Raw genomic sequence first — 13,257 nt, forward strand, 5'->3', positions numbered from 1 at the left:
TCAGGTCATGCAGTTTATTGTCGTGTTCCGTGTGCTCGGATTGTTGCTGATGGTTTTCGGTCTGACGTTCATTCCTCCTTGGTTGGTGGGTTTGATGATGGGCGATGCCGATCTGCGCCCCTTCGAGTACAGTTTTCTCATCACGTTTGTGCTCGGGTTATTGATCTGGTTGCCGTTACGGAAATATCGACGCGAGCTTAAATTGCGGGATGGCCTGCTGATCGTCGTGCTGTTCTGGGTCGTGCTCGGCCTAATGGGCGCAGTGCCGATCTATTTGCAAACGGAGCTTCATGTCAGCTTCAGCCAGGCGGTGTTTGAATCGGTTTCGGGGATTACTACCACCGGATCGACCGTGTTGGTGGGTCTGGATACGCTACCCAAATCCTTGTTGTTCTATCGCCAGCAACTTCAATGGTTGGGTGGTCTGGGCATCATTGTGTTGGTCGTTGCATTCATGCCGCTGCTTGGTGTGGGCGGCATGCAGCTTTATAAAAGCGAGATTTCCGGTCCTATGAAGGATGAACGCCTGTCAGGGCGTATTTCCGAAACAGCGAAAGCTCTCTGGCTGGTATATGTTGGTCTGACGATTGTCTGTACCCTGGCATTCAAGCTCGAAGGCATGAGCTGGTTCGATGCGGTGGGACATGCATTTGCCACGATTTCAACCGGTGGTTTTTCGACTCATGACGACAGTCTTGGGTATTTTCATAGCTTCCCGATTGAACTGACAACTGTCGTGTTCATGATTCTTGGCGCCACGCCGATGGCTTTGCATTATCTGGTTTTGCGTCATGCATCTTTCCGTGCTTACGGCAAAAGCTCGGAATTCAAGTTTTTTCTTTTGATTCTGGCGTTGTTTTTCGGCCTGATCGTGTTGACAGTCATTCTATCCCGCCCTGCTACGGAATGGCTGTGGGGGGTGCGCTGGGGTTTATTCACCCTGGTTTCCATGATAACGACAACCGGTTTCACGCTAACGGGTAGCACGCCTTGGCCTGTGTTCCTGCCAGTTTTTATTTTGGCTACTGCCTTGATTGGCGGTTGTGCCGGTTCTACTGCTGGTGGGTTGAAAAATGTCCGGTTGCTTTTGCTGACACGCCAAGGATTGAATGAGTTGAGGAAACTCGTTCACCCTCATGCCGAGTTCGTGGTCAAGCTCAGCGGTCGAGGTATTAGCCCGACTGTAATCAGTGCAGTTTGGGCATTCTTTGCCGCCTATGTATTTGTTTTCGTAGTTATCTTCTTTTTGATGATGGCAACAGGGTTGGATGTGGTTTCGGCCTTTGGCGGTGCTATTGGCACGCTCACGAGTGCCGGACCGGGTTTGGGCTCTGTGGCAACTACTTTTTCACAAGCATCGACTGGAACATTATGGGTTGGAACGATCTCCATGCTGCTTGGACGTCTTGAAATCTTTACCGTATTTGTGCTGTTCCTGCCCATGTTCTGGCGGCGATGACCAAAAGAAATTCGTCGGCCGGGTCGCCTGATTCATCCGCGTCTTCACGCCACAGTGCGCATGAAGGGTCACTTGTCTGGGCGCAACCGTTCCGCTGGTCGTTTTTGTGCCCGCGTTATTGGCCTGTCTGGTTCTTCGTCGGGTTGCTGTGGTTGCTGGCCTATCTGCCGCATGCTGTTCGGCGGGCAACTGCGTTCGCGCTCGCCAGGCTATATCAACGGATCTATCCCAAGCGCCGCCGCATTGTTGAGCGCAATCTGGAGGTCTGTTTCCCCGATCAATCCGCAACACAGCGGCGCGCTTGGCGGGATGCGAATTTTCAGTTGCAGGCCTATGCCATGCTTGATTTGGGCAGGCTCTGGTTTCGCTCGGTGGATTACCTCAAAAGCCAGACGGAGGTAAGTGATCCCGAATTGTTCGCCCGCCTGATTCGCTCCGGTGGGGTGGTGCTGACGGGGCATGGCGCCGGTTTGGAATGGATCGGACATTTTTTTACCATGAATATGACCGGTTCGGCCATGTTCAAACCCTTCGGTAAAAATCGACTGTTGAATTGGTTGTTCGAGCGCGGACGGGTGCGTCACGATGCGCGCGTTTACCCCCGTGAACAAGGCTTGAAGCCACATTTACGTCATCTGCGGGCAGGGCAGGGGTTTTTTTACATTGCCGATGAAGATCTTGGCCTGGGGGATTCGGTATTCGCTCCGTTGTTCGGTGTCGAAAAGGCCACCATCCCACTGGCAGGCAAGATCGCCGCGTTGGGCAAGGTAGACATTTATCCCGCACTAGGGCAACTGGATATGGCCAGAGGTCGGTATCGGTTGCTGCTATTGCCGCCGGTTAAAGTGCCTGCGCAAGCCAGCACGGATGCGGCGCTGGCGATCAATCAGACATTGGAACGGTTGATCAGCGATGATCCGCCGCAATACATGTGGTCACTGAAACTCTTCAAGACGGCGACGAGTGATCGAGCCGACCTGTACGCGTCTTAATCGACTGTTTCCGAGGTGGCTTTCCCTGATATGGTGGGTTGGCGCCGGAACCGGCGGTAAACCCATTGATACTGGGCCGGGTTTTCTCTGACCATCTGTTCGATACCCTGATTCAGCGCGGCCAGCGCGATTGCAGGATCGGGGTCGTACATGCCGATCGGCGCTTCAAAATAACCCAGACGATAACCCTGCCCGTGAGGCAGGCGTTCGGTGCGTCCCAGAATGGCAATCGCGCCGGTTTTTTGCATCAGGTTATGCACGAGCGTCAGGGTGTAGGCGGGATGGCCGAAAAACGGTGCAAACGCACCTTCGCCGACATTCGGCTCCTGATCGGGCAAAATCGCCACCAGTTCGCCTCGCCGCAAAGCCATCAGCAATGCTTTCACCCCGTGGCGATTGGCGGGAACGAGTCTGCCACCGAACCGTTCGCGCGAGCGGTTCATTAAGGCTTCGAAGGCAGGTTCCCTCGGCGGGCGATAAAGCGTGGTCATGGGCGTGCGTGTGGCGGTAAACAGGCCGCCCAGTTCCCAGGCCCCGCTGTGCGGCGCGAGCAGAATGACGCCCCTGCCCACAGCCATCGCTTGAGTCAGAATCTCTTCGTTCCGCACTTCGCGGGCCAGCGTTTCGATTTGTTCCCTAGAACCTTGCCAGATGACGCCCAGCTCGGTCAGCGTCTTGCCCGTTTCGAGCAAGGTTTCCCGAATCAGTTGCGCTTGTTGTGGGTGTGATAACTCCGGCAGGCAGCGGCGAATGTTTTCTGCCGCGGTTTTGCGCGTTGAACTGTGGGTTATCCAGGCTATCCAGCCCATGCCTGCACCGATGGCATGGCTCAAGCGCAGCGGCAACCGGGCGAACAGTCGCAAGAGACTTCTGAGTAGAAGTAATCTTAGCGCGCTTCGTCTGGGGCGCCCGTGGCTTTGTGCGGTGCGCTTGTTCATCGTGCTTGCGCTGGTAGCGCCTTCTCCAAACCATCGCGCATCAATGGGGTGAGCGTGACGGCCAGTGAGCGGAATAGTTGCGGATTAAGACGCTCCTCGGCGGCCAGCAATTGCTTGAAATGCTCGCGCTGCGTGGGTTTGGCAAAACAGGCAGGGCAGTTGTCCCGGATCACCGGCAGCAGGTTTTGGGTGGCGAAATCCGCCAGCATGCGTTCCCGCACACGAACAAATGGCCGGATGATACGAACATCACCCGCGTCGTTGAGATAATGCGCTTTCATCGTGTTGAGTTTGCCGCCATGAAATGCGCTCATCAGGAAGCTTTCGGCCAGATCATCGAGGTGCTGGCCGAGTGCAAGTACGTTATAGCCCTCGCGCCTGGCCGCTTTGTACAGCAGGCCGCGTTTCATACGGGCGCAAAAGGCGCAATAGGAATCGCCGCGCATGTGCTCATTGGCCAGACCGACAATATCTTCCCGTTCCACGAAATAGGGGATGCCGAGTTTTTCGAGATAAGGCACCAGCGGTGCAGGATCGAATCCGCCAACCTGCGGGTCGACCGTGATGGCGGCCAGATCGAAGGAGATCGGTGCCCGGCGCTGAACATGCCGCAGGCAATGGAGCAGGGAAAGCGAATCCTTGCCGCCCGAGAGGCCGATTAGAATCCGGTCGCCCGGTTGGATCATCGAGAACTCGATCAGGGTCCGTGCAACGATACGCTGAAGTTTCTTGCCGGGGCTAATCCAGGACCAGATGGGTTCCGATGGCGTTGTCTGATCGGATTCGCGAAGGGAGGATGTGTTCATGAGTAACCGTGACGTGAAAACTTCTGCATTGTACGACAGCCGGGGATCGGGGCTAAGATGGTCGGCGTCTTGGCCCGAAAATTGGGCCGTTTCTTGAAAAGTTAGGAGTGAACCGATGCGTGAACTGTATCCCGCGATTGAACCCTTGGTAACGCACAGTATTCCCGTGGATGCACCCCATGTGCTGCATGTCGAGGAGTGTGGGCGGCTCAAGGGTATTCCCGTGGTGTTCCTGCATGGCGGGCCCGGTGCCGGATGCACACCCGCCCATCGCCGTTTTTTCGATCCTGACCGGTATCGGATTATCCTGATTGACCAGCGCGGTGCCGGTCGTTCGACGCCGCACGCGCACCTGGAGGGTAATACCACTCAAGCGCTGATCGCCGATCTTGAGCTGGTGCGCCAGCATCTGAATATCGAGCGGTGGCTTGTGTTTGGTGGCTCCTGGGGATCGACACTGGCACTGGCCTACGCTGCGGCCCACCCGGAACGCGTATTGGGATTGATCTTGCGCGGGATTTTTCTTTGCCGCGATGAGGATATTTCCTGGTTCTATCAGCGCGGTGCCGATCGTCTGTTTCCCGATTATTGGGCCGATTTCGTGGCACTGATTCCCGAAGAGGAGCGTGGCGATCTGGTGGTGGCCTACCACCGTCGCCTGACGGGCAGTGACGATTTGGCCCGAATGCAGGCGGCAAAGGCCTGGTCAACCTGGGAAGGGCGAACGGCGACGCTCTTGAGCGATCCGGCTACGGTCGATTTCTTTGCCGACCCGCGCCATGCTTTGGCAATTGCCCGGATCGAAAACCATTACTTTGTGCACGGCGCGTTCTTACGCGGGAAGCCTTTGCTGGCGCAAGCCGCGCGCTTGGCCGGCATCGAAGGGGAAATCATCCACGGGCGTTACGATGTGGTCTGTCCTGTGGATCAGGCGTTTGCGCTGGCGGCGGCTTGGCCGAATGCCAAGTTGACGGTCGTGGAAGATGCGGGGCATGCCGCCAGTGAACCGGGCATCACCGATGCACTGATTCGCGCGACGGACCGGTTTGTGGAGCGTTTGGCGGGGCACCAGAATGGTCGGGGATAAACGACGGACTTGCTGACCGCTGCCGTTTGATTTTTCGACATTAAAAAACCCGCCATTCGGCGGGTTTGCACGCTTGCGGAGACGGTACGTGAACGTCAACCGCCACAAGAGCTACTAATTAAGCAGTTTCGGTTGCTGTGTCGCTTTTGCCCAGGTTGGTAGTGTATGCGATCGTTACTTTGTCGCCTTTTTTGCCTGGAACTTTGAAGTTGATGTAGGGGTTCTTGGAAACCGCTACGGACAAGTTCGCTTCTACGGCTGTTTTGTCATTGACAGAAACGGTCATAGTCTGGATGAAGTCGGCCGGAATCAGTTTGCCGGTGGCCTTGTCTTTCACACGGCCGGATTCCATCGCCTGCTGGATCAGGCTTTTAACGTCAAGAACGTCGCCGGCGGTACTAATACGCATTTTGATAGTTGACATGGTTTGTAACCTCGTTAATTCGTCATTTAGGTAAAGTCAATCAGAGAGCAGAGCGAATTAACCGCCGCAACCACCGATGGTAACCTTAACTTGCTTCTCAGCCATGTACAGCTTGCCGCCAGCGTGAGCTACACCGATCACGTTGTCGGTTTTGCCCATACGGATACGGGTTGACGCGAAAGGTTGAGCACCAACGAACTTGAAGTTGGCGACCAGCGGAGTCGGGTTGCCTTTAACCAGGATCGCGATGTTGTCGGTACCAGCAACAGCAGATTCGATGGTGACAGGAACAACAGCGCCGTTTTCAGCGATGTCTGGAGCCTTAACGGTAACGTCTTTAGACTCTGTTGGAGCGCCAGCGCTGCCGAACAGGTCGCTCAGAGACTCGTCAAAGCCTTTAGTGTTGTACGCTTTCTCTGGCCAAGTAGCGGCCAAAACAGCGCGCGGGGTCAACAGGCCGGCGCCAACAGCCAGGCCAACTGCACTGGCAGCCATGCTGCCTTTCAAAAATACACGACGATTAGATTTCATGGATCTGAGCTCCTCATTGTTGTGTGGAATACCACGCTAATAGTTAAAGCATGTGACGTGCCAATTATTAAATTATTGATATTTAATGTATTTGCTTGGTGTTTTTCTGGATTGCAAATTGCAAAGTGCAATTTGTTGTTTTCATTTTGCGTTGAGAGGTGGTCGATGCGGCTGAGTGAATTCCCAATCCGGTGAGGGCTTTGACCGACTGGTCATGCAGCGATAGATGCGTCATGATGTCCAAACACGAAGACGGCAGCAGGCACCAAAGGGCGTAAATCAAGGAGTCGGGACATGAAGACGTTTGAATGTGGCAACTGCGGTCAGATCACTTTTTTTGAAAATGTGGTGTGTGAACACTGTGGCATGCCGCTCGGTTATGTCACCGAGATACGCGCCATGGTTGCATTCCAGCCCGGTTCCGATCTGTTCTGGTCACCGGTCAACAGCGCTCTGGTCGAACGTTATCGCCCCTGCAACAACTATGTATCCCAGCACATCTGCAACTGGATGGTGGCCGAATCGGATCAAAATGCCTGGTGCCGTAGTTGTCGTTTCACCGAGATGATTCCCGCGCTGTCCATACCTGAACATCTGCATCTCTGGTTCTTGCTGGAAGCGGCCAAGCGGCGATTGATTTATTCATTGATGCAGATCGGATTACCGATACCTGATCGAGATAGGGATCCCGCGCGCGGGCTGAGTTTCAACTTTCTGGCGGATTACCCTCAGGAGCGGGTGCTGACCGGGCATCAGGATGGGGTGATCACATTGAATATCGATGAGGCGGATGACGTGGTACGAGAGCGCAAACGCAAACGCTTGGATGAGCCGTACCGAACCCTATTAGGTCACTTGCGGCACGAAATCGGTCATTATTATTGGATGCTTTTGGTGGAAAACAGCCGTTGGATTAGTGGTTATCGCCAATGGTTTGGTGATGAGTGCGCAGATTATTCCGAAGCGATGGATGCCTACTATAAAAACGGTGCACGTTCGGGCTGGCAAAACAACTATATCAGTGAGTACGCCACCATGCATCCCTGGGAGGATTGGGCCGAAACCTGGGCGCATTATCTGCATATCGTCGATGCGCTTGATACCGCGGCCAACTGGCGAGCCCGGATTGGCAGTGCTCAGCCGAGTTCACCGTTTCCAGAGGCATCAGCGCCGATGACCATCGAGGCGTTCGAGGCTGCTCTGATGCGCGATTGGATGCCGTTTACCCTGTTTCTCAACAGCATGAATCGCAGCCTCGGCCAGAAGGACAGCTATCCCTTCGTGAATCCTGAAGCGGTAATTCGCAAGCTCTGTTTTATCCACGAAGTCGTGCTGGCTGCCCGTTTAGAGTAGACAGACCCCCGCGTGCATTGAGGATCCTGTTCCGTATCACACAGGAAAATCGTCTGGGGCCGATTGCTCGTAACTCTGCAGTTTCCGCCAGAGGGTGGACTTGTTGATGCCCAGCGTCTGTGCGGTTTTTTCACGATTGCCGTCGTATTCCTTGAGCAGTTTTTCGATATAACGCCGCTCAAGTACATCCAGTGTCGGATGATCGGTATCGATGGCCTCCGCACCGCCGGATGATTGGGGGCGAATCAGGGCCGATGCCCAAGGTGGCGTTGCCTCAGCTTCCTGATCCAACCGGATTTCGGCCTCGCTCGATAGCGCGACGGCGCGCTCGATCATATTTTTCAGCTCGCGGATGTTGCCCGGCCATGTGTACTCGAGAATGCGCGCCATGCATCTGGCATTGAAGCGTTCGGCAGGACGGTTATAGCGGGCCGCGAAGTGGCGGATAAAGTGATTGACGAGGATCGGGATGTCTTCCTTGCGTTCGCGCAGTGGCGGGATGCGCAGGCGGACGACGTGCAGGCGGTGATACAAATCGTGGCGGAAACTGCCTTGGGCAACCATCTGTGCGAGGTCGCGGTTGCTGGCGACAATGAAACGGACGTCGATCTTGATGGGTGTGACTCCACCGACGCGCGTGATTTGCTGTTCCTGAATCACGCGCAGCAGTTTGACCTGCATGGCATCTGAGATATTGCCGATTTCATCCAGAAATACCGTCCCGCCGCTGGCAACTTCAAGCAGACCGGGTTTGGTGCTGGAAGCGCCGGTATAAGCGCCTTTTTCGTGACCGAACAGTTCGTTTTCGAGCAGGGTGTCGGTCAGTGCACCGCAATCGATGACGATATAGGGTTTGTCAGCAAAATCGGAGCGATCATGAATGGCACGCGCGGCGAGTTCCTTGCCACTGCCGGATTCCCCTTCGATCATCACATTGATGCGCACGTCGTGGATTTTGTCGATGACGCGATAGACACCGGCAATCGCGGGTGAGCTGCCCAACATGGCGCGTTCTGCTTCGGAGAAGTCGTGCGTATCTGGGTCGGGGTCCCTTCTCAATAACCGGTGGGTGAGCTGCACCAGATCTTCGGGGTCGTAGGGCTTTTTGATGAAATCGTTGGCACCCAGTCGCAGCGCATCAATGGCATTGTCGAGCGTCGAGTAACCGGTGATCAGGACAAATGGTACTTCGGTATCACGCTGCCGCAGCCAGGAGAGGAACTCCAAGCCGCTCATGCCCGGCATCTTGAGATCCGAAATGATCAGATCGGCCGGGTTGTTTTCCAGCCAGGGCTGGGCTGCCTCAACCGACTGGAATCCTTGCACCTGCAGGCCTTCGGTCTGGGCATAGCGGCTGAACAGCTCGCTGGCGCGAGGGTCGTCATCAATAAAGGCAATCAGCGGTAATTTGGTCATGGTTTTGTCTGAAATGAATTGGGTATCTGTTCGCAGGTCTTCGATGGCCTGAACACTAGTGGCCAACACGTGGCCCGGATTTTTCACGTGGCAGGCACAAGAAGGCGCGCACGCCGCTGCGGTCTTGGCGGTTCTCGATCTTAAGTGTACCGCCATGATATTGCACGATGCCAAGACTAATGGATAATCCAAGACCCGTGCCCTTGTCCACGGATTTGGTGGTGAAGAAGGGGTCGAACACTTTATCCAGGGCTTCTGGTTCGATGCCTTTGCCATTGTCGAGTACTTCAATCTCTAAGGAATCGGGTTTGCAGTGGGCGGTGATGGTGATTTCACCCATCGGTGGCGAGGCATGTATGGCATTGCGCACCAGATTGAGCACGACCTGTCCGATCTGGTTCGGATCGAAGCTCGCCACACAATCCTGTTCATCCAGCGACAGGTTGAGGAAGACATCGGCTTCCATGGCTTCGGGTTGCAGTCGATCAATCAGATCGAGCAGCCACTGGGTGATCGGCGTGGGTTGATGATCGGGCGGAAGCTGGCGGGCGAAGTTCATCACGCCCCGCACGATATGACCCACCCGCAAGGCCTCGGCGCGCAGATCTTCAAGGTCGGCGTGTAATTCAGTTTTTTCGGACGGTAACTGGCGCTCCAGCAGGCGGGTCAGTGTGAGTATATTGTTGAGCGGATTGTTGATCTCATGCCCGATGCCAGCCGCCATTTCACCGATGGAGGCGAGTTTGGCCTGTTGCAGCATTTGCCGTTCAGCAGCTTGCCGTTTGTGGGCTTCTTCGGTGAGATGTTCGGTCAGGTAGCGGAATGACTGCTGGAGTTGGCGAACTTCCGTGGTGCGCGAATCAACCGGGATGATTTCGTGCGGGTTGCCATCGGCAAAATGCTTGAGACTGAGCCCGAGTCGAGCTATCGGGCGAGAGAAATAACGGGCGCCCAAACCAGCCAGCAACAGGCTGATGCCCAGTGCGAGCAGCGTGAAGCCCCAAAGGCTGTGATGGATATCCTGAAAGGGAGCGGATGTGACGTCCGCTGGCGTCTTCAGCATAATGAACCACGACACCAGGCTGTACGGATACGGGTGGTATTCCTGGAAGTAGGTGCGGGTTTTCCCGTCTTGCGCCAGATATACGCCATTAGAGAGCGCCACGGCCGTTTGCCAGAACAGACCGTGGTCGATCGTCTGCGCGTATTGAGGATTGGTGTTCGGATTTGATTCTTCCGGTGTCACGAACAACCGGCCGGTCTGGTCGTTGTACAGAACCAGGCCATCGCGTTGCGGATTGCCGGGGTCGTGTTCGATCACCATGACATGACTGTTGCGCGGCTTGGGGGAAAGCGACAATATCTGATCGAGATATTCACCATAGGTGTTTAACACCACATAACCTGCGTGATGATCACCGAAGTTCCTCAAGGGATAAACGCCGTACAACATGCTCGGAAATTGCCCGGGAGCAACATCCCAGAGCGAGGGCGGCAGCATGATGAAACTTACATCTTCCATGGGCAGTGATTGGAGCTGATTGAGGAACGCGGGGTTGTCGAGTTCCTCTTCGACGTAGTTGACCTGGCTCAGGCTCTGGAACATGGGCGGCGCGGCCCGACCCAGCGTGGTCTTGACGACGGTATTGCCCGCCGCATCGAGAATGCGGATGCTGCCGAGACCAGGTACGGTGCGTTGCAACCCGGCCAGAAACGAGTTGGCGCGAATCCGGTCTGAAGTCAGATCGGAGTGGCGTATGCCCTCGGCGGAGGCAACCAGGACATTGAGCATGGTTTGAATGGGTTGGGAGTGGGCAATACCGCGCAAAACCTCGCGCTCATAACGCAGCCGGTTGTTGATTTCCCCCGTGAGCGACTGGATATTGTCGCCGATCTCACGGTTGACTTCTGACTGGAACCGATGTTCGCTGAACGCGGTGACGCCCCAAACCAACGCCAGCACCGGCAGCAGCGTGGCGCCGAAGGTCCAGAGGAAAATGTTCACGGGAAGGCGCATGATGAACCGATGGGTTGCCATATTTAGTTTTGGGGATTGAAATTATCACAACACGCGATTGGACACATTGGCTTGATACGCGCCGCGCCGAAGGGCTGGAGCGGCGATTGCGGGTCGGGCAGTCGCCACAGGGCGTCAGGATGCGGGTGGACGGGCGCGAACTCCTGACTTTTTGCAGCAACGACTATCTTGGTCTGGCCAATCACCCCGACATCGTGGCCGCCTTGCAGATGGGGGCGGCACGTTGGGGTGTGGGCTCGGGGGCGGCGCATCTGGTCAACGGACATTTCGAGCCGCACGATGCACTGGAATCCGCGTTGGCCGAGTGGTTGCGCGTCGACCGTAGCTTGCTGTTTTCCACAGGTTATATGGCGAATCTGGCCGTGGTGGGCGGTCTGGTTGGGCGTGGCGACACCGTGGTCGCCGACAAATTAAATCACGCCTCGCTGGTCGACGCCGCCCAGCTTTCCGGCGCGACCTTGCGGCGCTACCGCCACGGCGACATGGCCGATGCCCGACGCCTTTTGATGCGGGCGACCGGTACGCGAATGCTTCTGACCGATGGCGTATTCAGCATGGATGGCGACGTGGCACCGTTGGCCGACTTGATGGCACTGGCGGAAGAATTTGATGCATGGCTCGTGGTTGATGATGCTCATGGCTTTGCCGTCTGGGGTGAGGCGGGGCGAGGTTCTTTGTCCGAGCTCGGGTTGATCGACGCGGGCGTGCCCGAATACCTCGTTCAGGTCGGTACGCTCGGCAAGGCGTTTGGCACGGCGGGGGCGTTTGTGGCCGGTGCGTCGCAGCCTGTCGAAGTGCTGTTGCAACGCGCGCGCAGTTACCTGTTCACCACCGCGCAGCCGCCTGCCCTGGCCGTGGCGACACTGGCGAGCCTTGCCATCGTGCAATCTGCAACTGACTTGCGAGCGAATTGGCGCACGCGCGTGGCGGAGTTCAAGCGGGGGCTGCCACCGGGCATCGAGTTGATGCCATCGGAAACGCCCATCCAGCCGGTACTGGTCGGCGACAGCACTCAGGCCGTTGCCTGGTCGACCCAGTTGGCGGATGCCGGATTATGGGTGCCGGCGATTCGCCCACCGACCGTGCCCCAGGGCGCGTCCCGGCTACGTGTCACGATCAGTGCGGCGCATACCCAGACACATGTAGTGCGCCTGACCAACGCATTGGAGGATCTTCTGGCGGAGAAGCCAAGATCGAAGCCGACGATATAAAAAAATGCTATAAATAGAGCCGGGCCTTGGTGCGTGAACACAACACCTGCCTGTTGTCAGATGGCCGCTAATACGTCCTTGATCTGGCGGCGATTCGGTAGCCCACCTGTGGTGCATGTGGGGGCAGCTGAGGTTTTCGTCCCGGTCGATTGGAACGCTGTTATTCTGGCAGAGGCTCCTTAAGTGAAGGCTTGCTTTTGACAGTTGGGTGTTTGGCCAGATTCTGGTCGGTTTATTCCCGCATCAGCGGGGCAACAGGAGTTCTTGAGATGAAAAAAATCGTTGTATTCGGCGTGATGGCCGCCATGACTGTTCTGGCTGGCTGTGCACAAAATCCCTATCAGGGGCAATACGGCAAAACGGCAGGTGGCGCAACGATCGGTGCCGGTATCGGTGCGTTGGCCGGTAACCTCATCGCAGGTAGTGGTAACAAGACGGGCGGTACGCTGATCGGTGCTGCGGTAGGGGCAGGGGTCGGTGGTCTGATCGGCAACCAGATGGATAAACAGGCGGCACAGTTGCAGCAGCAAATGGCCAATACCGGTGTTGAGGTTCAGCGTCAGGGTGATGGCATCCATTTGCAGGCGCCCGAGGCAATCACCTTCAATACCAATAGCGCGACGCTGAAACCGCAGTTCATGCCCGTGTTGCAACAACTGGCGCAAAGCGTCAATCAGTATCCCGGCACGGTCGTGCGAGTAGAAGGCAATACCGACTCGACTGGCTCGGCGACATACAACCAGCAGCTTTCGCTCAATCGCGCGCAAAGTGTGGCCAGTGCGCTGTCACAGTATGGCGTGCCCTATAACCGCATTCAGGCGGTTGGTTACGGCATGACGCGCCCGATCGCCTCCAACGCGACAGCAGCAGGCCGGGCGCAAAATCGCCGGGTCGATATCCTGATCGTCCCTGCACAGTAAAATTTTTGCTTAGTGGCGAGCAAAGGGGGACTTGTTCGCTGCCGAGTTGATTCTGTTTTCTGGTGGGAACCTTGAATAACCC

The 13,257-nt window shown here is 56.2% G+C and carries 12 protein-coding genes; 6 read left to right on the forward strand and 6 right to left on the reverse strand.

The window, feature by feature from the left end; all coding sequences use genetic code 11:
* Window positions 1–7 precede the first annotated feature (7 nt).
* Complete coding sequence (locus M7R55_RS03160; RefSeq protein WP_298218449.1) at window positions 8–1,459, forward strand: potassium transporter TrkG; 1,452 nt, start codon at window positions 8–10, stop codon at window positions 1,457–1,459.
* Entirely contained in the window at window positions 1,456–2,451 is a 996-nt protein-coding gene (locus M7R55_RS03165) for a hypothetical protein (protein WP_298218450.1), read from the forward strand. Before M7R55_RS03160 ends, M7R55_RS03165 begins: the two co-directional genes overlap by 4 nt.
* On the opposite strand, the gene M7R55_RS03170 is transcribed toward M7R55_RS03165, so the two are convergent.
* The gene (locus M7R55_RS03170) at window positions 2,448–3,389 is read right to left on the reverse strand and encodes a lysophospholipid acyltransferase family protein (protein ID WP_298218452.1); all 942 of its coding nucleotides are present in this window, start codon (window positions 3,387–3,389) and stop codon (window positions 2,448–2,450) included. The two genes, M7R55_RS03165 and M7R55_RS03170, sit on opposite strands and share 4 nt — an antisense overlap.
* Window positions 3,386–4,195, reverse strand: a complete 810-nt coding sequence (locus M7R55_RS03175) for an ATP-binding protein (RefSeq protein ID WP_298218454.1) — start codon at window positions 4,193–4,195, stop codon at window positions 3,386–3,388. The genes M7R55_RS03170 and M7R55_RS03175 overlap by 4 nt, the downstream gene beginning before the upstream one ends.
* Before the next feature lie 115 nt (window positions 4,196–4,310).
* Between M7R55_RS03175 and pip the strand changes: the two genes are divergently transcribed.
* Window positions 4,311–5,282, forward strand: a complete 972-nt coding sequence (gene pip, locus M7R55_RS03180; protein WP_298218456.1) for a prolyl aminopeptidase — start codon at window positions 4,311–4,313, stop codon at window positions 5,280–5,282.
* 118 nt (window positions 5,283–5,400) lie between these two features.
* Here pip and soxZ read toward each other — a convergent pair whose 3' ends face one another.
* The gene (gene soxZ, locus M7R55_RS03185; protein ID WP_298218457.1) at window positions 5,401–5,706 is read right to left on the reverse strand and encodes a thiosulfate oxidation carrier complex protein SoxZ; all 306 of its coding nucleotides are present in this window, start codon (window positions 5,704–5,706) and stop codon (window positions 5,401–5,403) included.
* A 57-nt stretch (window positions 5,707–5,763) separates the two neighbouring features.
* On the reverse strand, window positions 5,764–6,237 hold the full coding sequence (soxY, locus tag M7R55_RS03190) for a thiosulfate oxidation carrier protein SoxY (protein WP_298218459.1): 474 nt from the start codon (window positions 6,235–6,237) through the stop codon (window positions 5,764–5,766).
* Window positions 6,238–6,531: 294 nt separating this feature from the next.
* Here soxY and M7R55_RS03195 point away from each other — a divergent pair, with 294 nt between their 5' ends.
* Entirely contained in the window at window positions 6,532–7,590 is a 1,059-nt protein-coding gene (locus tag M7R55_RS03195; protein ID WP_298218461.1) for a putative zinc-binding metallopeptidase, read from the forward strand.
* Window positions 7,591–7,626: 36 nt separating this feature from the next.
* On the opposite strand, the gene M7R55_RS03200 is transcribed toward M7R55_RS03195, so the two are convergent.
* Window positions 7,627–9,093: a sigma-54 dependent transcriptional regulator gene (locus tag M7R55_RS03200; protein WP_298218462.1), complete on the reverse strand. Its 1,467-nt coding sequence runs from the start codon at window positions 9,091–9,093 to the stop codon at window positions 7,627–7,629.
* Complete coding sequence (locus M7R55_RS03205; protein WP_298218463.1) at window positions 9,062–11,011, reverse strand: ATP-binding protein; 1,950 nt, start codon at window positions 11,009–11,011, stop codon at window positions 9,062–9,064. Before M7R55_RS03205 ends, M7R55_RS03200 begins: the two co-directional genes overlap by 32 nt.
* 26 nt (window positions 11,012–11,037) lie before the next feature.
* On the opposite strand from M7R55_RS03205, the gene bioF reads away from it, so the two are divergent.
* Window positions 11,038–12,255 (forward strand): 8-amino-7-oxononanoate synthase, encoded by a 1,218-nt coding sequence (gene bioF / locus M7R55_RS03210; protein WP_298218465.1) that lies wholly within the window; start codon window positions 11,038–11,040, stop codon window positions 12,253–12,255.
* Window positions 12,256–12,524: 269 nt separating this feature from the next.
* Window positions 12,525–13,175 (forward strand): OmpA family protein, encoded by a 651-nt coding sequence (locus M7R55_RS03215; RefSeq protein ID WP_298218466.1) that lies wholly within the window; start codon window positions 12,525–12,527, stop codon window positions 13,173–13,175.
* Window positions 13,176–13,257 lie beyond the last annotated feature (82 nt).

Origin of the sequence: Halothiobacillus sp. (genome assembly GCF_027346185.1) — a bacterium.
In the GTDB taxonomy this organism is placed as follows: Bacteria; Pseudomonadota; Gammaproteobacteria; order Halothiobacillales; family Halothiobacillaceae; genus Halothiobacillus.